Here is a 25,145-nt window from a genome sequence, read left to right on the forward strand (position 1 = left end):
GGCGTCTATTGCCCCTTGTTCGCGGTTAAATCATCACTGAGGGACGCACTTTTCGCGTCCCGGCTCTTTAAGAGATTTGTCGAATGACCCTGAAGACCATCGAAGGTACCTTCATCGCCCCCAAAGGCCGCTATGCCCTGGTGGTTGGCCGCTTCAACAGCTTCGTGGTTGAAAGCCTGGTAAGCGGTGCCGTGGATGCCCTGGTTCGCCACGGTGTGAGCGAAAGCGATATCACGATTATCCGTGCCCCTGGCGCCTTCGAAATTCCACTGGTTGCGCAAAAAGTTGCTCAGCAGGGTGAATACGCAGCAATCATCGCCCTGGGCGCTGTGATTCGTGGCGGTACCCCGCACTTCGAATACGTGGCCGGCGAATGCACCAAGGGCCTGGCCCAGGTGTCCATGGAGTTCGGCGTGCCAGTCGCTTTCGGCGTACTGACCGTTGATTCCATCGAACAAGCCATCGAGCGTTCCGGCACCAAGGCCGGCAACAAAGGCGCTGAAGCTGCTCTGTCCGCCCTGGAAATGGTCAGCCTGCTGTCGCAGTTGGAGGCCAAGTGATTTCCGACGAGAGCGATCGTTTCAACCCGCGCGACGAGCGTCCAGCGGACGCCGGCAAACCTTCGAAGAGCGAAAAGCGCCGTGCTGCCCGTCAGCTCGCCACCCAGGCGTTGTACCAGCGCCATATGGCCGGTACTTCGCTGAACGAAATCGAAGCGCAATTTCGCGTCGACAACGACTTCACCTTTGCCGACCAGAGCTACTTCCACGACATCCTGCACGGCGTTCCGGCCAACCTGACCGAGATCGACGCTGCATTGACGCCGTGCCTGGACCTGACCCTTGAAGAGCTGGACCCGGTTGAACTGGCCGTACTGCGCCTGTCCACCTGGGAACTGCTCAAGCGCGTCGACGTGCCGTACCGCGTGGTGATCAACGAAGGTATCGAGCTGGCGAAAGTCTATGGTTCGACCGACGGTCACAAGTTCGTCAACGGCGTGCTCGACAAGCTGGCTCCGCGCCTGCGTGAAGCCGAAGTGAAGGAACACAAGCGCTAAGTTGCGCTTGAGTTCTCGATGGGCGAGTTTGAGCTGATCCACAAGTACTTTGCCGCCGCGCCCTGTGCGCAGGGCGGCGAGGGCATTGCCTTGGGGATCGGCGACGACTGTGCCCTGCTGGCGCTTCCTGCCGGGGAGCAACTGGCAATTTCCACCGATACCTTAGTGGCCGGCGTGCACTTTGCCGACCCCTGCGATCCGTTCCTGCTCGGCCAGCGTTCGCTGGCGGTGGCGGTGAGCGATCTGGCTGCCATGGGCGCCAACCCCGTCGCGTTTACCCTTGCACTCACTACGCCCACCGTCGATGCCGACTGGTTGCAACGCTATGCCCAGGGTTTGAACGCCATGGCGCTAAGCTGCGGCGTGGGCTTGGTGGGCGGCGACACCACGCGGGGGCCGCTCAGTTTGACCCTGACGGTGTTCGGCCGTGTGCCAGCGGGCCAAGCGTTGACGCGCAGCGGTGCGCAGCCGGGGGACCTGCTGTGCGTGGGCGGTGAGTTGGGCAATGCCGCTGGCGCCTTGCCACTCGTGCTGGGCCAGCGCAACGCCGATGCGGCCATCGCTGATCCTCTGCTGGCCCATTACTGGTCACCGCAGCCGCAGTTGGCTTTAGGGCTGGCGCTGCGGGGCAAGGCGACGGCTGCGATGGATATCTCCGACGGGCTGTTGGCCGATTGCGGGCATATCGCCAAGGCGTCGGCCGTCAGCCTGTTGATCGAGCGTCAGAAGCTTCCGCTGTCCAGCGCCTTGCTGGCGTTTGTCGGTGATGACCAGGCGCGGGTGGCTGCATTGAGCGGTGGCGACGACTACGTGCTGGCCTTCACCTTGCCGTCCGTCGAGTTGGCACCGCTGCTGGCCGCAGGTTGGCCGGTGCACGTTATTGGTCGTGTCCAGGCGGGGCAGGGTGTGACGCTCCTCGACGCCAACGGGCAGGACATCACTCCGGCCATCCGGGGTTATCAGCACTTTCGCGAGACGCCCTGAGTCGGCGTGCTGCGCTACCCTCTACTACGTCATTACGCAAGCAAGGCATTGCAGGAGGTCGTACCCATGGATGTGCGCCACTGGCTGCTGACACTGCTGTGTGTCATTCCGGCGTGGGTCCTGGCGCAGGATGAGTCTGTTGTACCAGGCAAGATCATGCTTGCCAGTGAGGCTTGGGACGGCTACACCAATGCGGACGGCAGCGGTCTGGCCTGGGATGTGCTGCGGCAGGTCTTCGAGCCGGTCGGGATCACTCTGCACACCCGCATCGAGCCCTATACCCGCTCGGTGGGCCTGGCCCAGCGCGGTGAGGTAGATGGTTGGGTCGGCTCTTACCGTGACGAAGTCACGGGCGTCCTTTACCCGCACTGGAAGTTGGACTCCGACGCTATCTACGCCCTTGGGCTGGCAACCTCCCCGACTCCGAGCGCCGCAACGCTGGGCGAATACCGCCTGGCTTGGGTGCGCGGCTATCGGTACGAGGCGTACTTGCCCAATGTGCGACGTTTCAACCAGATTCAGCGGCGCGATGGGATTTTACCGATGCTCCAGCATGGTCGGGCCGATTTCTACATCGATGCCCTCAGCGAAACGCAATACGTCCTCAAACAGGCGCGAGACCCTTCCACGTTCAGGCTTACCCACATCATCGACCTGCCGCTATACGTTGGCTTTGCCGATACCGAGCGCGGCCGTTCGTTAAGCACCGTGTACGATCAGCGCATGGCCGTGCTGGTCAAAAGCGGCGTGCTGAAGCCGATCTTCCAGCGCTGGAACCTGCCGTATCCCTTCTAAATGCATAGAACCGAGATGAAGGCCAATCGAACCGATTGATCTTTATCAGCGATCATTCAGCTTAAGCGTCTGCAGGAACCTGCTGTTACAATGCCCGCCTCTGTAAAATCTGAAATCAGGAGCACACGGTGCCCGTCGTTTTCGTCGCCGCTTCCAAGCTGCCTACCCCTTTTGCCACGTTCACCATGAACGGCTTTCTCGAAGAAGCCACCGGGCGTGAGCACGTTGTGCTCAGCCTCGGCGATATCGCGGATGGCGCGCCAGTACTGGGTCGTGTGCATTCCGAGTGCCTGACCGGCGATGCGTTGTTCAGCCAGCGCTGTGACTGCGGCTCGCAACTGGAGGCGGCCATGCGCGCCATCGCCCGTGAAGGCCGTGGCGTGCTGCTGTATCTGCGCCAGGAAGGCCGCGGTATTGGCCTGCTGAACAAAATCCGCGCCTACGAGCTGCAAGACGGCGGCGCTGATACCGTTGAGGCCAACGAGCGCCTGGGCTTCGCTGCAGACCAGCGTGACTACGCGATCTGCCTGCCAATGCTTGAGCACCTGGGCGTGAAATCCCTGCGTCTGATGACCAACAACCCGCGCAAGGTCAAAGCCTTGACCGAGATGGGCATCACCGTGGCCGAGCGTGTGCCGCTGCATACCGGGCAAAACCCCCACAACAAGCTCTATCTGGCGACCAAAGCCAGCAAGCTCGACCATATGATGGGCAACGAGCATCAGGGCGAGGTCGACCGCGCGTGACCCGTGGCCAGGTAAAGCGGCGACTGTCCTTCAACTGGTGGCAGTACCTGGCCCTGGCGCTGCTTCCGTTGTTCGTGCTCAACCTGGTGTTTGGCCAGGTAGCGCTGCTGCCCGTGCTGGCGATGCCGTTCTTCATCGCTGGCGTGGCCTCGATGTTCCTAAGCCTGCGTTACTTCCACGGCTATAAACACGCGCTGATCGCCACCTCAAAAGCTCTCGATACTCCCGAAGAACCGGCTGCCTGGATCACCCTCGCGGCCCGCCGGCGCACGGCTTTGCTGGTGGCGGCGATTCCCGCGTGGGTGGGCGCGCTGGCGGTGTTCGTTGGCCTGGAAGCGGTGCCGCTGTTCCTGCTGGCGCTGTCGACGATGGTGCTGTTTTACCTCTACCGCATTCCCCGTCAACTCGGATGATGCACCGCTGGCTGGCGCTTCTGCTGCTGACACTGAGTGCACAGGCCTTGGCCGCCGAGCGGGTGGTGAGCCTGGCGCCATCCCTGTCTGAAATCGTGGTCGAACTGGGTGCTGCCGATCTGCTGGTAGGCGTGCTTGATGGCGGCGAACGGCCGGCCGAGTTGCTGAAGGTGCCATCGGTGGGGCATTACGGCCAGTTAGACATGGAGCGCCTGCTCAGCCTCAATCCCGACCTGATTCTGCTGTGGCCCGGCAGTGTCGGCCTGGCCCAGCGCGAGCAGCTGCAACGCCTGAATATTCCGGTGTACGTCGCCGAACCCCATAGCCTCGAACAGTTGACCACCCAAGTCCAGGCCATAGCCGAGCAATTAGACCGTGCCGACGCCGGCCGGCAATTGGCAGCGCAACTGCGCGAGCGCCTGGCCGGGTTGCGCCAGCGTTATCAACGTGTCGAACCGTTGCGGGTGTTCTATCAGGTGTGGAACCAGCCGCTGTACACCGTGGGCGGTGGCCAGATCATCAGCGACGCGCTGAGCGTGTGCGGTGCGCGCAACGTGTTTGACGACCTGAAGCTACCCGCACCGCAGGTCAGCATCGAGTCGGTGTTGCAACGTAATCCCGAGATGATTCTGGTGGGCGATCAGGCTCAGAAGGACGCCTGGAAGGCCTGGCCAAGCATGGCGGCGCGGGTACAGTTGGTTCCGGACAAAGGCCTGGAACGGCCCAGCGGGCAGATGCTGGAAGCGCTGGCGCGGCTGTGTCAGGTAATTGCCCCGAGCCGATGAAGCCAGTACCAGGCGACAATCAGATTTCAGGTGTCCAGGTCACACCAAACATCCACGCCCGGCCCTCTTCACGGTAATCCTGATTGTTCAGAAATGCCGGATCGTTGTAGCTATAACGTGCCCGCGAATAGGATTTATCCAGCACGTTATCAACCTTCAGCGACAGCGCTACTTCTCGGCTAACCGCCCAACTGCTGCGCAACCCGAGCAATCCGTAGCCGCCCAGGCGCTGCGTGTTGTCTTCATTGTCGTAGCTATTGCTGATGGCCTGCCAACTGGCGCCCACGCCCACCTGATCGAATTGCCGATCCATATCCAGGCTCAATGTGCGGCGTGCACGACGGGCCAAGGTGTGGCCGCTGTCGCGGTCGCGCGGGTCGATGATCGAAACACCCAGGTTGCCCTGCCAGCCGAACAGTTCCTGTTTCAGCGCCGCTTCAAAGCCATCGATGCGCGCCGATGCCACATTCTGGGGCTTGTCGGTACGGTCGAGGATGATCGCATTGCTCAGGTCGGTGCGGTACACCGAGGCTTCCAGGCGCGTGCTGTCACTCAGTTGGCTGCGCCATTGCAGTTCGTAGCTTTTCGAGGTTTCGGGCTGCAGGTTGGGGTTGCTGTATTGCGTTTGCGGGTAATACAAGTCGTTGAAGCTCGGCGCACGGAATCCTTCGCTGTAACTCAGTAACAGGTCATTGTCGGGATTGACCGGCACGGTGAGCGTACCGCTCCAGCTGTTCTGGCCGCCGAACTGCTGGTTCTCGTCGTGGCGCAAACCCAGCTCTGTGGAGAACCGTTCGCTGCGGAAACGGTGCTGCACAAAGGCGGCGCGGTTCCAGCGGCTGTTTTCGGTGAAAGTGGTGGAGCCGTGGAAGCGGTCTTCGTACCAATCACCGCCCAAGATCAGGCTGTTCTGTTCATCCAGGGTCAGGTCGTTCTGCCAGTTGACGGAGTCGCGGTAGGTGTTGAATGCGCTGAAATAATCACTGAGGGTGTCGCGTTTGGTGTCACGGTTCTCGCTGTGGCCCAGTTCCACGCGCGATTGCCAGCGCTCACTGAACGTGGCGTCGATATAACCGCTGGCGCTGCTCACGGCGTAGTCGGTGTAGGGTTTTTGCCCAACAGTCTGCTTGGTGACGATGTCGTAGCGGCCGAAGCTGTTGTCGTACTCCGACTTGCCACGGTTATCCAGCAGGTTGAAACCCACCTCCAGCGCATCGCTGAACGAATGGCTGAGGTTCAGGCTCACCGATTGGTTGCGATAGGCATCATGGTCGCCGTCGCTGGGGAAGGATTCGTGGGTCGAATTGATCCCGGCAGTTTCATCCAGGCTCGCCCCGAGGTTGAAGTGCGTGTGTTCATCGCCACCCGAGAGACCGAGGCTGCGCTCCCAAGTGTTATTGCTGCCAAAACCCAGTTTCACGCGCGGTTGCAGGCCTTGCTCGGCGTTGCGCCGGGTAAACACTTGGATCACACCGCCGATGGCATCGCTGCCGTAGATCACCGAGCGCGAGCCGCGCAGGACTTCCACGCGCTCAATCTGGTCGATATTCAGGTATTGCAGGCCGCTGTCGCCGGACGTGGCGTTAGCGATGCGCTGGCCGTCCACCAGCACCAGGCTCTGGGCGGATTTAGTGCCGCGTAGGTAGATCCCCGGCAAACTGCCGCGTCCGCCGGTTCGCGCGACTTGCGCGCCGGGCACTCGGCTGAGCAGGTCAGTGAGGCTGCTCGGTTGCAGGCGGTCGATGTCGTCGCGGGTGAAGACGGAGTTGGCGGCGCTGCTGTCGTTGCGCGCCTGCACCTGACGGTTTGCGCTGATGACCACTTCGGGGAGCTTCAGGGCCTCGTCGCGGGTTTCGGCGAGCAATTCAGGGGAGGGCAGAAGCAGCAGGGCAAGGTACAGGCGATTCATAGACTGTTCACAGCTTTTGAAGGTGACACAAATCAAATGTGGGAGGGCGCTTGCCCCCCGATGGCGGCCTGTCAGTCAGCAAAGTTGTTGACTGAACTGCCGCTATCGGGGGCAAGCCCCCTCCCACATGTTGATCCGGTTTCTACAGGTCCAGCAGCGCCATTCGTGCGCGCACCGAAGCCTCGATCCCTGCTTCGTCCAAGCCGCACTCCGCCAGCATCTGCGCTGGCTTGGCGTGCTCGACGTACACATCCGGCAAGCCCAGGTGCAGCACCGACTTGAGGATATTCTCCCGTGCCAGGAACTCACTGACTGCCGCGCCGGCGCCGCCCATGATGGCGTTCTCTTCAACGGTCACCAGCAACTCATGGCTACCGGCGATCTCGCGTACCAAGGCTTCATCCAGCGGTTTGACGAAGCGCATATCGACCACGGTCGCGTCGATCTTTTCGGCGACTTTCAGTGCTTCGGCCAATTGCACGCCGAACACCAGGAACGCGACCTGGCTGCCCTGGCGACGCACGATGCCTTTGCCGATCTCGATCGGCTCCAGATCTTTTTCGATCACTGCATTCGGGCCATTACCACGCGGGTAACGCACGGCGGCCGGGCCGTTATACAGGTGGCCAGTGCTGAGCATCTTGCGCAGTTCGTTCTCGTCGCTCGGCGTCATTACCAGCATGCCGGGGATGCAACGCAGGTACGACAGGTCGAAGCTGCCGGCGTGAGTTGGGCCGTCTTCGCCTACAAGACCCGCGCGGTCGATGGCGAACAGCACGTCAAGGTTCTGCACCGCCACATCGTGAATGAGCTGGTCATAACCGCGTTGCAGGAACGTGGAGTAAATCGCTACTACTGGCTTGGCGCCTTCACAGGCCATACCGGCGGCGAAAGTCACCGCGTGCTGCTCGGCAATCGCCACGTCGAAATAGCGCAGCGGGAAACGCTCGCTGAACGCCACCAGGTCGGAGCCTTCCTTCATCGCCGGGGTAATGCCCACCAGGCGCGAGTCGGCAGCGGCCATGTCGCACAGCCATTCGCCAAACACACCGGAATACTTCGGCCCGCTGGCCTTTTTCGGCGCAGCGGCTGGGGCGTCCACAGGTTCCAGCTTGGTGATCGCGTGGTAACCAATCGGGTCGACTTCCGCCGGGGCGAAGCCTTTACCTTTCTTGGTGACGATATGCAGGAACTGCGGGCCTTTGAGGTCGCGCATGTTACGCAGCGTGGCGATCAGAGTGGGCAGGTCGTGGCCGTCGATAGGGCCGATGTAGTTCCAGCCCAGCTCTTCGAACAGGGTGCCGGGGACAAGCATGCCCTTGGCATATTCTTCGGTGCGTCGGGCAATTTCCCACGCGCCGGGCAGACGCGAGAGCACCTTCTTGCTGCCTTCGCGCATGCTGGCGTAGGTACGGCTGGAGAGGATTTTTGCCAGGTAATTGGACAGGCCACCGACGTTGCGAGAGATCGACATGTCGTTGTCATTGAGGATCACCAACATGTTGGCGTTCACTTCAGGCGCATGGTTCAGCGCTTCGAAGGCCATGCCGGCGGTCAACGCGCCATCACCGATCACCGCAATCGCCTTGCGATCACTGTTTTGCAGGCGGGCGGCAATCGCCATGCCCAGCGCTGCACTGATAGAGGTGCTGGAGTGACCGACGCCAAAGGTGTCGTACTCGCTCTCGGCGCGACGCGGGAAGGCGGCAACACCGTCCTTTTGGCGCAGGGTACTCATGCGCTCGCGTCGGCCGGTGAGGATTTTATGCGGATACGCCTGATGGCCCACGTCCCACACCAGCCGGTCGTCCGGGGTATCGAACACGTAATGCAACGCGATGGTCAGCTCGATGACGCCCAGGCCTGCACCAAAATGCCCACCGGTCTGACCGACCGTGTAGAGCAATTCCAGGCGCAGTTCATCGGCCAGGGTTTCCAGCTCGGCTTCACCCAGACGACGCAGGCCGTCCGGCGTGACAGCACGGTCGAGCAGGGGCGTGGACGGGCGCTTGCGGGGAATCTCTTGAAACGTCGTGGGCATCAGGCGAATCGTTATAGGTATAAGAAGAGGCGGCAGTTTACCTCAAGCATCGCAAACTGCCCACGCAGAGCGCCGAACTTGGCCGATATGCGGCTGCAATGGCCGCTGTTATCAGTGGCGGCGTTCGACGATATACCGCGCCAGGTCACGCAGTGGCGCGGCTGCCGCGTCGAAAGGTCGCAGGGCGTCCAGGGCCTGGTCGCGCAGTTCCAGGGCATATGCCTTGGCAGCGTCGAGACCAAGCAGCGCAGGATAAGTCGGTTTGTCCCGTGCGATATCGGCACCTTGGCGCTTGCCCAAGGTGGCCGTGTCACTTTCCACGTCGAGAATGTCGTCCTGCACTTGGAAAGCCAGGCCGATGGCCCGGGAATACGTCTGCAAGGCCGCCAACTGCGCAGCTTCGGCACGGCCACTGGCCAGGGCACCGAGGTGCACGGCAGCCTCGATGAGCGCGCCGGTCTTGTGGCGATGCATATGTTCCAGAGCTTTTTGATCCAGCTTGAGACTGACCGAACCCATGTCGATCGCCTGCCCACCGACCATACCGGCCGGGCCCGCAGCGTGGGCGAGGGCGGTGACCATGCGCAGGCGAGTCTCGGCGTTGACGCTGCTCAAGCCCGGGTCCAGCAATGCGCTGAATGCCAGGCTTTGCAGGCCGTCACCGGCCAGAATCGCATAGGCTTCATCAAAGGCTTTATGAGTGGTTGGCTGGCCGCGACGCAGATCGTCGTCGTCCATTGCCGGCAAATCGTCGTGTACCAGGGAATAAGCGTGGATCAGCTCCACCGCACACGCCGCGCCGTTGGCCTGCTCGGCAGGCGCACCGAGGGCTTCACACGCCGCATACGCCAGCAACGGGCGCACACGCTTGCCGCCATTCATCACGCTATAGCGCATGGCTGCATAGAGACGGTTCATTTCTGGGCTGGGCGCAACAAACAAGGGCTCCAGCGCCGCATTCACCCGGGCTTGGCTACTGGCCTGATACGCGTCGATCATTCCGGCTGTTCCGCATCGAAAGGTTCTTCGGCCAACTCCCCGTCACGCTCCAGCAACACCTGTACCTTCTGCTCCGCCTGCGCCAGCGCGCTCTGGCAGTCGCGAGTCAGGCCGATGCCTTGCTCAAACGCCGTCAGCGAGTCCTCCAGCGACAACTCGCCATTCTCCAGACGCTCGACCAGGGTTTGCAGGTCGGCGAGGGATTGTTCGAAATCGAGTGCAACTTTTTTGCGGGCCATGGCGGCTATTCCGGTAGACGGTAAACCGGCGGGACACTAGCAGACATGGGGGAGTGGGGCAAATGAGTGGTGGGAATTACGAGGTGGTAAATCGCACCGTCGATTGAACACAGGTGGTCCCGCAACACGCGGGATGGGCACGTTGCCGGCAGTCGCAAAACAGTTGCCAAGCCTCGAGCAAGTTGAGCGTGAACTGGGGGGTTACGCTCAGGTGAACACCGAAAGCCTGCTTTTCAAGGCAGGCTTATCGGGAATTTCGGCTGACTTATTTCTGATGGGCTGTCAGCGCCGCATAACCATTCATCAAGTTGCGATAGTTGGGAATACGCTGGGACAACAGATTGCCCAGGCCTTCGATATCGTTGCGCCAGTCGCGATGCAGCTCACACGCCACCGAGAACCAGTTCATCAACTGTGCACCGGCTTGCGTCATCCGGCTCCATGCCGCTTGTTGCACGGTGGTATTGAACGTGCCGGATGCATCGGTCACCACAAACACCTCAAACCCTTCTGCCAACGCCGACAAGGTCGGGAACGCTACGCACACATCCGTCACTACGCCGGCAATGATGATCTGCTTACGGCCGGTAGCCTTGATCGCCTTGACGAAGTCTTCGTTGTCCCACGCATTGATCTGGCCAGGACGAGCGATGTACGGCGCGTCCGGGAACATCTCCTTCAACTCAGGCACCAGAGGGCCGTTGGGGCCTTGCTCAAAGCTGGTGGTGAGAATGGTCGGCAGGTTGAAAAATTTGGCCAGGTCGGCCAGTGCCAGCACGTTGTTCTTGAACTCGTTGGGCGAGAAGTCTTGCACCAAGGAAATCAAGCCGGTCTGGTGGTCGACCAGCAGGACTACGGCGTCGTCTTTGTTCAAGCGGTTGTAGGTCGGAGTGCTCATGGTTGAATCCTTTTTTGTTTAAGTGGGTTTGGCGTTGCGTTCAACATGGGCACAGATTAATGGGTCGTGATTGGAGGATAAATCGGGCGAGGGGAGTCTTACTGTCAACTAAAAAGGGACAAAGGATGGAGGCTGGGCATGGGGTTGGGAGCGAGCGGAGACAAAGAGGATGGGTGCACGTTGGCTTGATTTGCAGAGCGGGAGATTATTAGAGGCATTAAAAAGCCGGCTTGTGGCCGGCTTCTCGGGGACTGCCTCAGCTTGTTTTTGACAAACCTCACCAGCCTTCAAATCGCTCAGCCCACATTGCGTCGGGCTGAATAGTAGGGGCATCCGCGGGAACTCCTCCGCTTCACCGAGCAGGGTGGTTAGCCTTAAGCCACCCCCTGCCAAATGTGCGGCGCATGATACCCACATTCACCTTAAATGCCCACCTCCGGTTCCGATTTAGAGCCTTCCCAGCCTAATAGGTGCTCATCCAGCGGCACGGGCGGGCGGCGGTTGTTGAGGGTGGACCACCAGAATATCCAGCCGACGATTTTGAAGTTCTGCTCGAAGCGTTCTTCATGGTTGAGGTATTCGTCCGGGTGTTCGCTGGCGTTGTGGCTTCGCATGCGCAACCCTCCCCCTGGACGGTTGTAGAGATATTTGATACGCAGCATGCCGTCGTGTTCGACGGCGTAGATTTCGCCATCGATGATTTGGGTGCGGCCTTTGTCGATGGCGAGGGTGGCGCCCTGTTGGATGATGTCGATCATGCTGTTGTCGACCATGTAGGCGCCTACCGCGCGGTCAGGGTTGACGGTGAGGGTTTCGAGGGTATGCAGGGAGACGCGGATGCGCTCGGTTGAGGTGAATGTGGGGTGGAGGGGAATCTCCACATCGAGTGGTTCCGGAGGGCAGGTTGGGCCTGTGAGGTACTTTCCGCCTCCTTCTCGGGTGCTGGGCAGTCCTTTCCGGGCGTCTGGGCCTTCCAGCAGGAAGTTGGCCGGTGGGTGTTTGGGGCCTTCGCCGGTGCGCAGCCAACGGCTGGAGACGCAGAGAAGTTCTGCAAACTCGTTGAGTCGGCCCATGGGTACACCGCGTTTGAACCAGTTGTTCACGTGTTGAGGCGTGACACCACGGTTTTTGGCGAAGTCGGATGCGGAAAGATGAACTTCCTGCAATAGCACTTTTAAACGATCACCTGATGTATTCATAAACGCAGAGTTTACTGGCCAAGAAAACCAATCAAATAAACCATGCGTTGAATTGCGCCTGTAGGTTTTTGCTTAGTTGTGGCTTGATCTTTCAGTTGTATCGCTTAGTTGAACGGCGTGTACTAATTTTTGAACTTGTTGTTTAGTTTTCCCACAAAAAAGCCCCGAATAATCGGGGCTTTTTAATTGCCGGGGCAATGAAGAGCGGGTATCAGCCTTTGTAGGCTGCAACCGACTTCATGATCTCGGCGCGGGCGGCGTCTGCGTTGCCCCAACCGTCGATCTTCACCCACTTGCCTTTTTCGAGGTCTTTGTAGTTCTCGAAGAAGTGCTTGATCTGTTCCAGCAGCAGTGGTGGCAGGTCGGTGTATTCCTTCACGTCCACATACAGCTGGGACAGCTTGTCGTGTGGGACTGCGATAACTTTGGCATCGCCGCCGCCGTCGTCGGTCATGTTCAGGATGCCGACTGGACGTGCGCGGATGACCGAACCAGGGGTGACCGGGTAGGGCGTTACGACCAGCACGTCGAGGGGATCACCGTCGTCAGCCAGGGTGTTCGGGATGAAACCGTAGTTGGCCGGATAGAACATTGGGGTGGCCATGAAACGGTCAACGAACAGGCAGTCGCTGTCTTTGTCGATTTCGTATTTGATCGGCGCGTGGTTGGCCGGAATCTCGATGGCGACGTAGATGTCGTTCGGCAGGTCTTTGCCAGCCGGAATCTTGCTGTAGCTCATTGGGCGTTGCCCCCGTAGTTGGCCATATGACATGGCCGGATTGGCCTAAAAGTGGCGGCGATTATAGGCATATTCTGACGGCGATGCCATGCGCCAGACGTCGTACGGTCATTCGTCTTGTGGCTGATAACGCGGGTCGTGGGCTTGCAGATGGGTCAGGCGGGCCAAGGGGTCTTGGCGATAAAAGCGACTGAGTTGGGCATACACCTGTGGATAAGTGCGGACCAGTAAATCCGGGGCGCTGAAAAAATATTCGCTGGTGACCGCAAAGAATTCCGCGGGGTTTTCTGCGGCGTAGGGGTCGATCTCGGTGTCGGCGTCCGGGTTGGCGTCCAACTGGCGATTGAGATCGTCATAAGCGCTTTGCATCACGCTGGCCCACTCCTGCACGCGCATGTCGTGGTGCAGCGGCGGTAGGCCGTTGGCGTCGCCGTTGAGCATGTCGAGTTTGTGGGCCAGTTCGTGGATCACCAGGTTGTAGCCCTCCCACTGGCCGCTGGCGAGTACGCCCGGCCAGGCGAGGATCACCGGGCCTTGCTGCCAGGCTTCACCGCTGTGTTCGCCGTCCCACTCGTGTTCGATACCGCTGCTGTCTCGATGGCGCTGGGGGCTCAGGAAATCGTCGGGGTACAACACGATTTCGTGGAAGCCCTGATACCAGTCGAGGTCGCCGAGGTTCATCAGTGGCAATTGCGCCTGAGCGGCGAGCAGCAGGCGTTGTTCCTGGTGCAGCTCGACGCCCGGCAGGGCGGTGAGGTGTTTTTCGGCGAGAAACACCACGCAGGCTTCGCGCAACCACTGGTCCTGCTCGGCGCTGATACCGTCGAGGAAGGTCAGGTGGTGGCGCACCCGTTGCCAGGTTTCATCGGCAATCGGGTGCTTGGCCAGCAGGCGCCGGCGACGCCAGGCGCTGAGGGACCACATCGCAGGTTACTGCTGCTTGGCTTCGGAGGAAGTGCGGCCAAAACGGCTGCGGAACACGCCAATGATCATCGGCACCAGGGACAGCAGGATGATGAACACCACCAGCAGCGACAGGTTTTTCTTGATAAAGGGCACGTTGCCGAAGAAGTAGCCCAGGGTCACCAGGCCGCCGACCCAGAGGATAGTGCCCAGCACGCTGAATCCGAAGAACCGTGGGTAGGGCATTCTCGCGATGCCGGCCACGAACGGCGCAAAGGTGCGCAGAATCGGCAGGAAGCGCGCCAGGGTCACGGTTTTACCGCCGTGCTTGTCGTAGAAGTCGTGGGTTTTTTGCAGATAGTCGCGGCGGAAAATCTTCGAGTTCGGGTTACTGAACAGGCGTTCTCCGGCTGTTCGTCCGATTACGTAGTTGGTGCTGTCGCCGAGGATTGCCGCCAACATCAACAGGCCGCCCAGCAATACCGGGTCCATGCCGCCACCTGCGGCGATGGCTCCGGCGATAAACAGCAAAGAGTCGCCTGGCAGGAACGGCATGACCACCAGGCCGGTTTCGCAAAAGATGACCAGAAACAGAATGGCGTAGATCCACGGACCGTAATTGGTTACCAGCAGGTCGAGGTAGACGTCGAGATGCAGGATAAGGTCGAGCGGGTTGAAATCCATGGATGGCACCTGTGTGAACGGCCCGGCTCAGCAGGCCTGTGCGGAAGCTCGGGTAATAAGGCTACAAGTGTATGCCGCATTTCTTACAACCCTGAAAGGTCCGCATTATACGGATTGAGAGGTGAAAAGCGTGTTGGTTTTGTAGCGGGGGATGTCGTGGCGTGAGGTCTGAAGATCGCCAGAAATCAATGTGGGAGCGGGCTTGCTCGCGAAAGCGGTGGGTCAGTTATAAATAGTCTGACTGACAAACCGCTATCGGGGGCAAGCCCCCTCCCACAAGGTGTCTACGGTGTCCGGGAGTCAGTCTTCGCTGATCGGCAAGGTGTAGTTCTTGAACTCGGTGTCTTCACGAAACCCGATTGACTCGTACGTCTTCTGCGCCACTTGGTTGTCACTGCTGGTCGACACCCGCAGCCGCACTGCGTGCGTCTCTTTGGCCATCTTTTTCGCGGTGCGCATCAGGTTATCCGCCACCAGCTGCCGACGCGCGTCTTCGGCTACGTAGATGTCATTGAGGATCCACACCCGCTTGAGCGAAAGCGACGAAAAACTCGGATACAACTGACAAAAACCAAGCAACTTCTTGTCGTCATCATCGGCCAAGGCCAGGTAAATCACCGACTCCTTGCGGCGCAGGCGCTTTTCCAAAAAAGCCCGCGATGAGTCCGGGAACGGCAAGGCCCCATAAAACTCGCGGTATTTGACGAACAGCGGGGTCAACAGGTCCAGGTGTTCCAGGGTCGCTTGAGTAATCCGCATGCCAGGCCTCAACTTCCAGATGGGTATGACCACACGTGCGGCCGTGAATTGATGCTGCCTAAAGACGCCAAAAAGCGCAATCGTGCCGGGATCAGTCCTGCGGTGGGCTGAGCAGGAAATTACCTTTCATCAGGTTCGGATCGTCGGACTCGATGGTCTGCAGCTGTGCCTCATCCTTGAGGTTTACCCCCGAGAGCTGCCGGCGACACGCCTCTTTCATCAAATACAGCAAACGATGGGCCGCCATCCCGTAACTCAAGCCTTCCAAGCGCACGTTGGAGATGCAATTGCGATAGGCATCGGTGAGTCCGATCTTAGGGTTGTATGTGAAATACAGCCCCAGACTGTCCGGCGAACTGAGCCCCGGCCGTTCGCCGATGAGGATCACCACCATTTTGGCGCCGAGTAGTTGCCCGATTTCGTCGGCCACCGCCACGCGCCCCTGTTCCACCAGGATCACCGGCGACAAGGACCACCCTTCGGCGTGGGTTTGTTCTTCCATGCGCGTAAGAAACGGCAACGTATGTTTATGCACCGCCAGCGCCGACAGACCATCAGCCACCACGACCGCCAGGTCCACGCCGCCGGGATGCGCTGCCGCGTAATCCCGCAGGCTCTGTGCCGATTCGTCGCTCAAGCGCCGCCCCAAATCCGGACGTTGCAAGTAGCTATGCCGGTCGGTTGCGGCGCTGTGCAGCAACAGGCTGTCACGCCCACGTTCGGCCAGTTGACTGCTAAGGCCAGCATGGTCGAAAGGCAGATGCACCGCGTCCCGCGCCTGGGCGTGGGCAAATTGGAAATCAAGCTGGGCGTTGGTAGGAATGCTGGTACCGGTACGGCCCAAGGCAATACGCGCCGGGGTCAGGCGCCGCAGTTCCAACCACGGGTTTTCAGGCAGGTCGAGTTGCACAGGCGGCTCCTTCATCCCAATTGCTCCAGGGCGTGGCGAAACGCCGGTGGCAGGCTGTTGCCGAAGCGCACCTTTCCGTCGGCTTGCGTAAAAATGCCCATTTTTGCCAGCCACTGTTCAAACTCCGGTGCCGGCTTTAAACCCAACGTCTGGCGAGCGTACAAGGCGTCGTGGAACGAGGTGGTCTGGTAGTTGAGCATGATGTCGTCGGAGCCGGGGATACCCATGATGAAGTTGATCCCGGCCACGCCCAGCAGGGTCAGCAGGGTGTCCATGTCGTCCTGGTCGGCTTCGGCGTGGTTGGTGTAACAGATGTCGCAACCCATCGGTACACCCAGCAATTTGCCGCAGAAGTGGTCTTCCAGGCCGGCACGGATGATCTGCTTGCCGTTGTACAGGTACTCGGGGCCGATAAACCCGACCACCGTGTTTACCAGAAACGGTTTGAAATGCCGTGCCACGGCATAGGCGCGGGTTTCGCAGGTTTGCTGGTCAACGCCAAAATGCGCATTGGCCGACAAGGCGCTGCCCTGGCCGGTTTCGAAATACATCAGGTTTTGGCCCAGAGTGCCTCGGTTCAAGCTCAAGCCCGCGTCGTAGCCTTCCTGCAGCACATTCAGGTTGATGCCGAAACTGGCGTTGGCCGCTTCGGTGCCGGCAATCGACTGGAACACCAGATCCAGCGGCACGCCGCGGTTGATGGCTTCGATGGAGGTGGTGACGTGGGTCAGCACACAGGCCTGGGTGGGGATTTCGTAGCGCTGGATGATGGCGTCGAGCATCTCCAGCATCGCGCAGATCGAGGCGATGCTGTCGGTGGCCGGGTTGATGCCGATCATGGCGTCGCCGTTACCGTACAACAGGCCGTCGAGAATGCTCGCAGCGATGCCCGCCGGCTCGTCGGTCGGGTGGTTCGGTTGCAGGCGGGTCGACAGGCGACCGCGCAGGCCCATGGTGCCGCGAAACTGGGTGACGACGCGGATCTTCTGTGCCACGAGTACCAAGTCCTGCACGCGCATGATCTTGGACACCGCAGCAGCCATTTCCGGTGTCAGACCCGGCGCCAAGGCGCGTAGGGAATGTTCATCGGCAGCGTCGCTGAGCAGCCAGTCGCGCAGGCCACCGACGGTCAGGTGACTGACAACGGCGAAAGCCTGTTTGTCGTGGGTGTCGATGATCAGTCGGGTGACTTCATCGCTTTCATAGGGGATCAGCGCTTCTTCGAGGAAGTGTTTCAACGGGATATTTGCCAGCGCCATTTGCGCCGCCACCCGCTCACCGTCGTTCTGCGCGGCGACGCCGGCGAGAAAGTCTCCGGAGCGCGCGGGACTGGCCTTGGCCATCACGTCCTTGAGGCTGTCGAAGCGGTAGGTTTGTGCACCCACCGCGTGGGAAAAGCTTGCCATACAGTGTCTCCTTGACGACGCGGGCAGCAGCCCGCGTCGAGGTTTACGGCAGTTAGTGCAAGGCGGCCTCTGCGGCCTGGATTGCCGCGAATTCCTCTTCGGGCGTGCCTGCTACCAAGTGATGCCGGCTGTAGAAAGCAAAGTAAGCAATTAATACTCCATAGATGATCGCGGCGCCAATCACCACCCGTGGATCCACCAGAAAGCCCGCAACGACGGCCACGCAGGCGAGTACCAAGGCAACCCCTGAAGTGAAAATGCCACCCGGCGTGCGGTAAGGACGGTCCATTTTGGGGCGACGGATGCGTAGGGTTATGTGCGCGGCCATCATCAGTACGTAGGAAATGGTCGCGCCAAACACCGCCACCAGGATCAGCAAATCCCCCTGGCCTGTCAGCGACAGGCCGAAACCGACAATGCCGGGGATCACCAGCGCCAGTACCGGTGCCTTGCTCTTGTTGGTCTCAGACAGCTTGCGCGGCAGGTAGCCGGCACGGGACAAGGCGAAGATCTGCCGCGAATAGGCATAGATAATCGAGAAAAAGCTGGCGATCAGTCCGGCCAAGCCAACCAGGTTGACGAAGCTGCCCATCCAGGTCGAACCGCCGTAGGACAACGCCAGCGCTTCCACCAGCGGGTTCCCGGATTTGATCAACGCGTAAGTGCCCGCGCCGCCCGGTGCAATCACCAGGATCAACAAGGCAAAGCTGGTCAGCACCACAATGGCGCCGATCAGGCCACGAGGCAGGTCGCGCTTGGGGTTCTTGGTTTCTTCGGCGGCCAGCGGCACGCCTTCTACGGCGAGGAAAAACCAGATCGCGTAGGGAATTGCCGCCCACACGCCGACGTAGCCAAACGGCAGGAAGGTGCTGGCGCCCTTGGCCTCGGTCACCGGAATATCCAGCAAGTTGGCGACGTTGAAGTGCGGCACCATCGACACCAGGAACACGCCCAGTGCAATCGCGGCGATGGCAGTGATGACAAACATCAGCTTCAAGGCTTCGCCAACGCCAAAGATGTGGATACCGATAAAGATGATGTAGAACGCCAAGTAGATCATCCAACCGCCAATGCCGAACAGCGACTCGCAGTAAGCGCCGATAAACACCGCGATGGCGGCGGGGGCTATGGCGTATTCGATCAGAATGGCCGTGCCCGTGAGAAAACCGCCCCAAGGCCCGAAGGCACTGCGAGCAAAGCCGTAGCCACCGCCAGCGGTAGGGATCATCGAAGACAGTTCGGCCAGGGAGAAACACATGCACAGGTACATGGTGGCCATCAGCAATGTGGCGAGGAACATACCGCCCCAGCCACCCTGGGCGAGGCCAAAGTTCCAGCCGGCGTAGTCGCCGGAAATAACGTAGGCAACGCCGAGCCCAACTAACAGCACCCAGCCGGCGGCGCCTTTTTTAAGTTCGCGTTGTTGGAAGTATTGGGAGTCGACTTTTTCGAAGTCGACAGAAGATCCAGTCGGTTCGCTAGGCATGAAGAAGTACCTTTCGTTGTTATTGTTTTTAACTCGGCCTCTGTGTGCCGAATGCTATTCGCAAGTACTTGTGACGATCTAAGTGTGGGAGGGGAAACCCCCCTCCCATCATTGACCTTGTTTCAAAAGTGGGAGGGGATGTTAGTTAGAAGAAGCCCAGCGGATTAATGTCGTAACTCACCAGCAAGTTCTTGGTCTGCTGGTAGTGGTCCAACATCATCTTGTGTGTCTCGCGGCCCACACCGGACTTCTTGTAGCCACCGAACGCGGCATGCGCCGGGTACAGGTGGTAGCAGTTGGTCCACACTCGGCCCGCCTTGATCGCCCGGCCCATGCGGTAGGCGCGGTTGATGTCGCGGGTCCACACGCCGGCGCCCAGGCCGAACTCGGTGTCGTTGGCAATGGCCAGGGCTTCGGCTTCGTCCTTAAAGGTGGTGATGCTCACCACTGGGCCGAAGATTTCCTCCTGGAACACACGCATTTCGTTGGTGCCCTTGAGCAGCGTCGGCTGGATGTAATAACCGCCGGCCATGTCGCCGGTAAGCTGCTCCACCTTGCCGCCGGTGAGCAACTGCGCGCCTTCGCCCTTGGCGATTTCCAGGTAAGACAGGATCTTGTCGAACTGCTGCTCGGACGCCTGGGCGCCGACCATGGTGTCGGTGTCCAGCGGGTCACCGCGTTTGATCTGCTCGATTTTCTTCATCACCACTTTCATGAAGTCGTCGTAGATCGACTCTTCCACCAGCGCACGGGATGGGCAGGTGCACACCTCGCCCTGGTTGAAGAACGCCAGCACCAGGCCTTCGGCGGCTTTCTCGATGAAGGACGGTTCGGCTTTCATGATGTCGGCGAAGAAGATGTTCGGCGACTTGCCGCCCAGCTCAACGGTGGACGGAATAATGTTCTCCGCCGCCGCATGCATGATGTGCGAACCCACCGGGGTGGAGCCGGTGAAGGCGATCTTGGCGATGCGTTTGCTGGTGGCCAGAGCTTCGCCGGCTTCTTTGCCGAAACCGTGTACTACGTTCAGCACGCCCGGTGGCAGCAGGTCGCCGATGACTTCCATCAGCACGTTGATGCCCAGCGGGGTTTGTTCGGCGGGCTTGAGCACCACGCAGTTACCGGCCGCCAGGGCCGGGGCGAGTTTCCAGGCGGCCATCAGCAGCGGGAAGTTCCACGGGATGATCTGACCAACCACGCCCAGAGGCTCGTGGAAGTGATAGGACGCGGTGTGTTCGTTGATCTCGGCGCTGGTGCCTTCTTGGGCGCGGATGCAGCCGGCAAAGTAGCGGAAGTGGTCGGCGGCCAGCGGGATATCGGCGTTGAGGGTTTCACGCACGGCTTTGCCGTTGTCCCAGGTTTCGGTAATGGCCAGCAGTTCGAGGTTCTGTTCGATGCGGTCGGCGATTTTCAGCAGCACCAGCGAGCGGTCCTGGGCCGAGGTCTTGCCCCAGGCGTCAGCGGCGGCGTGGGCGGCGTCGAGGGCCTTGTCGATGTCTTTGGCAGTGGAGCGCGGGAATTCGGCGATGGGCTTGCCGTTGACCGGCGAGGTGTTGGTGAAATAGTTGCCGTCGACCGGCGCAACGAATTCGCCACCAATGTAGTTGCCGTACTTGGCCTTGAACGAAACGATCGCGCCTTCAGTACCGGGGTGTGCGTAACGCATGGTGGGTATCTCCTGGCTTTTATGTTTATTGGAGTGCAGCGCTCAAGCGCTTGGTAAAGCGTAGAGCAAAGGTCGGGCCACTGCCTTGAGGGCCAGGTAAATCAAGGGGTTGAGGTTTGTTGAAAGGCATTGCTGTCACACGCCTGGCACAGCCTGGGTGACACTTTGTGCCATAAACGGTACAGCCTGTGACCGGTGGGTCTGCACGGGATTGCATCTCTTGCAGGGCTGGGGGATGCTGGACGCTCTCACGCAGGGAGAATAATAAGAACATGCACAACGATCATTTCAGTCGCCATGCCCAGCAAGTCCTCACCGTGGCACGTGGCCGTGACCCCTCCAGCGATCCGTCCATCGCCCGTTCCTGGCTGCGGTGCCTGGAGGATTACCACCTGGATCCCGCGCAGACCATCGCACCCACCGTGCTTGAACACGGGCGCCTGTTGGAAAGCCGCGAGCGTCTGCAGCAAGTGCTGCACATCGCCGGCAGTGAGATGAATAGCCTGCACCAGCAGCTCTCCGGTGCCGGCCACGCGGTACTGCTGACCGATGCGCGCGGAGTGATCCTCAACTGTGTCACCGCGCCGTCCGAGCGCAAGATTTTCGAGCGCGCCGGTCTGTGGCTCGGTGCCGATTGGAGTGAAGCCTGCGAAGGGACCAATGGCATCGGCACCTGCCTGGTGGAGCGTCAGTCCCTGACCATTCATCGCGATGAACACTTCCGTGGCCGCCACACCGGTCTGACCTGCTCGGCGAGCCCGGTGTTCGACCCCCATGGTGAATTGCTGGCGGTGCTGGACGTGTCGTCAGCCCGGGAAGCGGTATCGCGCCAGAGTCAGTTTCACACCATGGCGCTGGTGAACCTGTCAGCGAAGATGATCGAGAGCTGCTACTTCCTGCGCCATTTCGAGCACCACTGGCTGTTGCGCTTTCATCTGCAGGCCGAGTCCGTGGGCCTGTTCAGCGAAGGGTTGCTGGCGTTTGATGGCGAAGGGCGCATTTGCGCGATGAACCAGAGCGCGCTGAATCTGCTAGGGCAGGTTCGAGGAAACCTGCTGGGTCAGCCGGTGGAGGCGTTCTTCGACTGTTCTCTGGATCAATTACTCGGTCGCGCCAGTGCCAATGCGACCGCCAGTTGGCCACTGCGCACCCGCGATGGGCGGCGCTTATTTGCCGCACTGCGTGGTCAGCCACGCAGCGTGTCTTTACCCATCGCGAAGGCTGAGCCCGCCCGCCTGGCTGGCATCTGCCTGGGTGATCCGGCGTTGCAAAATGATTTTCGCAAGGCGCTGCGGGTATTCGAGCGAGATGTGCCGCTACTGATTAATGGGGAAACCGGCAGCGGTAAAGAAGCCTTCGCCAAGGCCGTGCACCATGCCAGCCAGCGTGCCGACAAAGCCTTCGTCGCCCTCAACTGTGCCGCCATCCCGGAAAGCCTGATCGAAAGCGAGCTGTTCGGCTATCGCGGTGGCAGTTTCACTGGCGCGCGGAAGGAGGGCATGCAAGGTAAGTTGCAACAGGCCGACGGCGGCACTCTGTTCCTCGATGAAATCGGTGATATGCCTCTGGCTCTGCAAACCCGCTTATTAAGGGTTCTGGAGGACCGCATGGTGGTGCCTATCGGCGGTGAGCCTCAGGCGGTTAACGTCAGAATTATCAGCGCGACGCACCGCAACTTGCTGGGGCGTGTCCAGGACGGCAGTTTCCGTGAGGACTTGTATTACCGGCTCAACGGGCTGGAAGTTGGGTTGCCTCCGCTGCGTGAGCGCAGCGATAAATCTCAGTTGCTGGATTTTCTGCTGGCTGAAGAGGCGGGCGGGCAGACTGTACAACTTGAGCCGGCGGCGCGTTCGGCGTTGTTGACCTTTGCCTGGCCCGGTAACGTCCGACAACTGCGCACGGTGCTGCGTACGTTGGCGGCGCTGTGTGACGACGGGCGCGTGGGCCTTGAAGATTTGCCCGCGTCGATCCGCCAGGCCCGGCCGCAACCGGTGGTTGAGGCTAAGCCCGCCGAGTCGCCCCTGGAAGACGCCGAGCGACTTGCCTTGCTAACGGCCTTGGAACAACAGCGCTGGCACATGTCCCATACGGCGGAGCAACTGGGGGTCAGCCGCAATACGTTGTATAGAAAGCTGCGCCGGCACGGCATCGCACGCGCGTCTCTGCCCGGGTGATCGTGGTTTGGTCCTACAGCTAAAGAGTGCGATTTTCGCCCCCCTGCGCTAACCTGCCTCGATGTTTACGAGGTCGACTATGCACATTCATATTCTTGGTATTTGCGGCACCTTCATGGGTTCGATGGCGGTTCTGGCTAAAGAGCTGGGCCATCACGTGACAGGCTCCGATGCCAATGTTTACCCGCCCATGAGCACGCAACTCGAAGCGCAGGGCATTGAACTGACCCAGGGTTACGATCCGGCGCAATTCGACCCGGTGCCGGATCTGGTGGTGATCGGCAATGCTATGTCCCGTGGCAACCCGGCCGTCGAGTACGTGCTCAACAAAGGTTTACCGTACGTCTCCGGCCCGCAATGGCTGGCCGATCATGTGCTGCAAGGCCGCTGGGTACTGGCCGTTGCCGGTACCCACGGCAAGACCACTACCAGCAGCATGCTGGCCTGGGTGCTGGAGCACGCGGGCATGAGTCCTGGCTTCCTGATCGGCGGCGTGCCGCAAAATTTCTCGGTCTCCGCGCGCCTGGGCGACACGCCGTTCTTTGTGATCGAAGCTGACGAATACGACAGCGCCTTCTTCGACAAGCGCTCCAAGTTTGTCCACTACCGTCCGCGCACGGCGATCCTCAATAACCTTGAGTTTGATCATGCGGACATCTTCCCCGATCTGCCCGCTATCGAGCGGCAGTTCCACCATTTGGTGCGCACTATCCCAAGCGAAGGCCTGGTCATCTACCCGACTACCGAGCCGGCTTTGCAGCGCGTGATCGAGATGGGCTGTTGGACACCGGTGCAAACCACCGGTGCGGGTGGGCAATGGCAGGTCAAGTTGCTCAGTGAAGACGGTTCCAGGTTTGAAGTGCTGTTTGAGGGTGAGGCCCAAGGCATCGTCGAGTGGGACATGACTGGTCAGCACAACGTTGCCAATGCCTTGGTCACCCTGGCTGCCGCACGGCATGTGGGCGTGGTGCCTTCCATGGGCATTGCTGCGCTGAGCGCATTCAAAAGCGTAAAACGCCGCATGGAAAAAGTCGCCGACGTGAATGGGATTACCATCTACGACGACTTTGCCCACCACCCAACCGCCATTGCCACCACCCTTGACGGACTGCGCAAGCGCGTTGGCGATGCCCCGATCATTGCTATTGTCGAGCCGCGCTCAAACTCCATGAAGCTCGGTGCACACCGCGACGGCCTGCCGGAAAGCGTCAACGATGCCGACCAGGTGGTGTGGTACGCCCCGACCAATCTTGGCTGGGACTTGCCGGCGATTGCGGCCCAGTGCACGGTGCCGTCGAAAGTCTGTGATTCCATCGAGGGCATCATTGAGTTCGTCAAGCAGCAGGCCAAGCCTGGCACCCATGTGGTGGTCATGAGCAACGGCGGCTTCGGCGGCTTGCACGGCAAACTGGCCGAGGCGCTGAAATGAGCGGGCCGGAACGCGTCACCCTGGCGATGACCGGTGCCTCGGGCGCGCCCTACGGCCTGCGTCTGCTTGACTGCCTGGTGCGTGAAGATCGCGAGGTGCACTTCCTGATCTCCAAGGCCGCGCAGTTGGTGATGGCGACCGAGACCGACGTGGCACTGCCTCCCAAGGTGCAGATGATGCAGGCCTTCCTCACCGAGTACACCGGTGCGGCGCCGGGGCAGATCAAGGTTTACGGCAAAGAAGATTGGATGTCGCCGGTGGCCTCGGGCTCCGGTGCACCGGCGGCAATGGTTGTTGTGCCGTGCTCCACCGGCACCTTGTCGGCGATTGCCACCGGGGCCTGCAATAACCTGATCGAGCGCGCGGCAGACGTGACATTGAAGGAGCGCCGCCAGTTGATCCTGGTGCCGCGCGAGGCGCCGTATTCGAGCATTCATCTGGAACACATGCTCAAGTTGTCGAACATGGGCGTGACCATCTTGCCTGCGTCGCCGGGCTTTTATCATCAGCCGCAGACCATCGATGACCTGGTGGATTTTGTGGTGGCGCGGATTCTCAACCTGCTGAATATTCCACAGGACATGCTGCCGCGTTGGGGCGAACACCATTTGAGCAGCGATGAATAAGGCACTGTTGGTGATACTGGCGTTGCAATTGGGCGGCTGCGCCACCGCACGTACGCTGGACGCTGCGCAGCCCGGCGCGCCGGTGGTGTATGCCGGCACGCGGTTGGACTTGTACGCAATGAATGGAGGTTGCTGCGCCAAGGATCGGTTTGGTGCTGAGGCGCCGAGCTATCCCGGTGTCGACCTGCCGGCCAGTGCGTTGCTCGACACTTTGCTGTTGCCGCTGTCGGTGTTGACGGTGCTAGGAGTGGGATTTAACGCCACAGGCGGGCTCTAGCGCTGACCCGAAGGCAATACA

Annotated in this window: 25 protein-coding genes; 11 read left to right on the plus strand and 14 right to left on the minus strand. The window is 60.4% G+C overall.

The genetic code is table 11. The annotated features are described in order from the left end of the window. Positions 1 to 83: 83 nt before the first annotated feature. From ribE to CKW32_RS24290, 7 genes are all read left to right on the plus strand, one after another. Positions 84 to 560, plus strand: a complete 477-nt coding sequence (ribE, locus tag CKW32_RS24260; protein WP_003176356.1) for a 6,7-dimethyl-8-ribityllumazine synthase — start codon at positions 84 to 86, stop codon at positions 558 to 560. Then, on the plus strand, positions 557 to 1,057 hold the full coding sequence (gene nusB, locus CKW32_RS24265) for a transcription antitermination factor NusB (RefSeq protein WP_032884564.1): 501 nt from the start codon (positions 557 to 559) through the stop codon (positions 1,055 to 1,057). The genes ribE and nusB overlap by 4 nt, the downstream gene beginning before the upstream one ends. Positions 1,058 to 1,075: 18 nt before the next feature. Next, on the plus strand, positions 1,076 to 2,041 hold the full coding sequence (gene thiL, locus CKW32_RS24270) for a thiamine-phosphate kinase (protein WP_095186191.1): 966 nt from the start codon (positions 1,076 to 1,078) through the stop codon (positions 2,039 to 2,041). Positions 2,042 to 2,107: 66 nt separating this feature from the next. Then, entirely contained in the window at positions 2,108 to 2,836 is a 729-nt protein-coding gene (locus tag CKW32_RS24275) for a transporter substrate-binding domain-containing protein (RefSeq protein WP_095186192.1), read from the plus strand. Between the two features lie 128 nt (positions 2,837 to 2,964). Beyond that, positions 2,965 to 3,582, plus strand: coding sequence for a GTP cyclohydrolase II (gene ribA, locus CKW32_RS24280; RefSeq protein WP_032884567.1), 618 nt, complete (start codon positions 2,965 to 2,967; stop codon positions 3,580 to 3,582). Further along, positions 3,579 to 3,995 (plus strand): nuclear FMR1 interacting 1 family protein, encoded by a 417-nt coding sequence (locus tag CKW32_RS24285; RefSeq protein ID WP_095186193.1) that lies wholly within the window; start codon positions 3,579 to 3,581, stop codon positions 3,993 to 3,995. Before ribA ends, CKW32_RS24285 begins: the two co-directional genes overlap by 4 nt. Then, positions 3,992 to 4,780, plus strand: coding sequence for a cobalamin-binding protein (locus CKW32_RS24290; RefSeq protein ID WP_177434309.1), 789 nt, complete (start codon positions 3,992 to 3,994; stop codon positions 4,778 to 4,780). The genes CKW32_RS24285 and CKW32_RS24290 overlap by 4 nt, the downstream gene beginning before the upstream one ends. Positions 4,781 to 4,799: 19 nt before the next feature. On the opposite strand, the gene CKW32_RS24295 is transcribed toward CKW32_RS24290, so the two are convergent. From CKW32_RS24295 to CKW32_RS24365, 14 genes are all read right to left on the minus strand, one after another. Continuing rightward, positions 4,800 to 6,689: a TonB-dependent receptor domain-containing protein gene (locus CKW32_RS24295; RefSeq protein WP_095186195.1), complete on the minus strand. Its 1,890-nt coding sequence runs from the start codon at positions 6,687 to 6,689 to the stop codon at positions 4,800 to 4,802. Between the two features lie 142 nt (positions 6,690 to 6,831). Next, positions 6,832 to 8,730, minus strand: coding sequence for a 1-deoxy-D-xylulose-5-phosphate synthase (gene dxs, locus CKW32_RS24300; RefSeq protein WP_095186196.1), 1,899 nt, complete (start codon positions 8,728 to 8,730; stop codon positions 6,832 to 6,834). 111 nt (positions 8,731 to 8,841) lie between these two features. Continuing rightward, the gene (gene ispA / locus CKW32_RS24305; protein ID WP_032884572.1) at positions 8,842 to 9,729 is read right to left on the minus strand and encodes a (2E,6E)-farnesyl diphosphate synthase; all 888 of its coding nucleotides are present in this window, start codon (positions 9,727 to 9,729) and stop codon (positions 8,842 to 8,844) included. Beyond that, a complete protein-coding gene (locus CKW32_RS24310; RefSeq protein WP_003176346.1) occupies positions 9,726 to 9,968 on the minus strand; it encodes an exodeoxyribonuclease VII small subunit in 243 nt (80 codons plus the stop codon). Before CKW32_RS24310 ends, ispA begins: the two co-directional genes overlap by 4 nt. Before the next feature lie 265 nt (positions 9,969 to 10,233). Further along, the gene (ycaC, locus tag CKW32_RS24315; RefSeq protein WP_027605204.1) at positions 10,234 to 10,866 is read right to left on the minus strand and encodes an isochorismate family cysteine hydrolase YcaC; all 633 of its coding nucleotides are present in this window, start codon (positions 10,864 to 10,866) and stop codon (positions 10,234 to 10,236) included. Positions 10,867 to 11,288: 422 nt separating this feature from the next. Beyond that, complete coding sequence (locus CKW32_RS24325; RefSeq protein ID WP_095186197.1) at positions 11,289 to 12,065, minus strand: XRE family transcriptional regulator; 777 nt, start codon at positions 12,063 to 12,065, stop codon at positions 11,289 to 11,291. 211 nt (positions 12,066 to 12,276) lie between these two features. After that, a complete protein-coding gene (gene ppa / locus CKW32_RS24330; protein ID WP_003176323.1) occupies positions 12,277 to 12,804 on the minus strand; it encodes an inorganic diphosphatase in 528 nt (175 codons plus the stop codon). Between the two features lie 108 nt (positions 12,805 to 12,912). Then, complete coding sequence (locus CKW32_RS24335) at positions 12,913 to 13,728, minus strand: zinc-dependent peptidase (protein ID WP_032884574.1); 816 nt, start codon at positions 13,726 to 13,728, stop codon at positions 12,913 to 12,915. 6 nt (positions 13,729 to 13,734) lie between these two features. Continuing rightward, positions 13,735 to 14,391, minus strand: a complete 657-nt coding sequence (locus CKW32_RS24340) for a DedA family protein (RefSeq protein WP_032884575.1) — start codon at positions 14,389 to 14,391, stop codon at positions 13,735 to 13,737. A gap of 300 nt (positions 14,392 to 14,691) precedes the next feature. Further along, positions 14,692 to 15,150, minus strand: coding sequence for an N-acetyltransferase (locus CKW32_RS24345; protein WP_032884576.1), 459 nt, complete (start codon positions 15,148 to 15,150; stop codon positions 14,692 to 14,694). Between the two features lie 91 nt (positions 15,151 to 15,241). Beyond that, positions 15,242 to 16,075, minus strand: coding sequence for an ethanolamine ammonia-lyase subunit EutC (gene eutC / locus CKW32_RS24350; protein ID WP_032884577.1), 834 nt, complete (start codon positions 16,073 to 16,075; stop codon positions 15,242 to 15,244). After that, entirely contained in the window at positions 16,072 to 17,466 is a 1,395-nt protein-coding gene (locus tag CKW32_RS24355) for an ethanolamine ammonia-lyase subunit EutB (protein WP_095186198.1), read from the minus strand. The genes eutC and CKW32_RS24355 overlap by 4 nt, the downstream gene beginning before the upstream one ends. A gap of 52 nt (positions 17,467 to 17,518) precedes the next feature. Beyond that, positions 17,519 to 18,952, minus strand: a complete 1,434-nt coding sequence (gene eat / locus CKW32_RS24360) for an ethanolamine permease (protein WP_095186199.1) — start codon at positions 18,950 to 18,952, stop codon at positions 17,519 to 17,521. 145 nt (positions 18,953 to 19,097) lie between these two features. Continuing rightward, positions 19,098 to 20,618, minus strand: coding sequence for an aldehyde dehydrogenase family protein (locus CKW32_RS24365; protein WP_032884580.1), 1,521 nt, complete (start codon positions 20,616 to 20,618; stop codon positions 19,098 to 19,100). A gap of 272 nt (positions 20,619 to 20,890) precedes the next feature. Between CKW32_RS24365 and CKW32_RS24370 the strand changes: the two genes are divergently transcribed. The 4 genes from CKW32_RS24370 to CKW32_RS24385 all read left to right on the plus strand — a co-directional run bounded on the left by CKW32_RS24370 (position 20,891) and on the right by CKW32_RS24385 (position 25,124). Further along, positions 20,891 to 22,792 (plus strand): sigma-54-dependent Fis family transcriptional regulator, encoded by a 1,902-nt coding sequence (locus CKW32_RS24370; RefSeq protein WP_095186200.1) that lies wholly within the window; start codon positions 20,891 to 20,893, stop codon positions 22,790 to 22,792. Between the two features lie 79 nt (positions 22,793 to 22,871). Further along, complete coding sequence (gene mpl / locus CKW32_RS24375; RefSeq protein ID WP_032884582.1) at positions 22,872 to 24,221, plus strand: UDP-N-acetylmuramate:L-alanyl-gamma-D-glutamyl-meso-diaminopimelate ligase; 1,350 nt, start codon at positions 22,872 to 22,874, stop codon at positions 24,219 to 24,221. Further along, positions 24,218 to 24,847 carry a flavin prenyltransferase UbiX gene (ubiX, locus tag CKW32_RS24380; RefSeq protein WP_032884583.1) on the plus strand — a complete coding sequence of 210 codons (630 nt, stop codon included), beginning with the start codon at positions 24,218 to 24,220 and terminating at the stop codon, positions 24,845 to 24,847. Before mpl ends, ubiX begins: the two co-directional genes overlap by 4 nt. After that, complete coding sequence (locus CKW32_RS24385) at positions 24,840 to 25,124, plus strand: YceK/YidQ family lipoprotein (protein ID WP_032884584.1); 285 nt, start codon at positions 24,840 to 24,842, stop codon at positions 25,122 to 25,124. The genes ubiX and CKW32_RS24385 overlap by 8 nt, the downstream gene beginning before the upstream one ends. Positions 25,125 to 25,145: the final 21 nt, after the last annotated feature.

The sequence above is a fragment of the Pseudomonas sp. Irchel 3H9 genome (assembly GCF_900187495.1).
GTDB lineage: Bacteria > Pseudomonadota > Gammaproteobacteria > Pseudomonadales > Pseudomonadaceae > Aquipseudomonas > Aquipseudomonas sivasensis.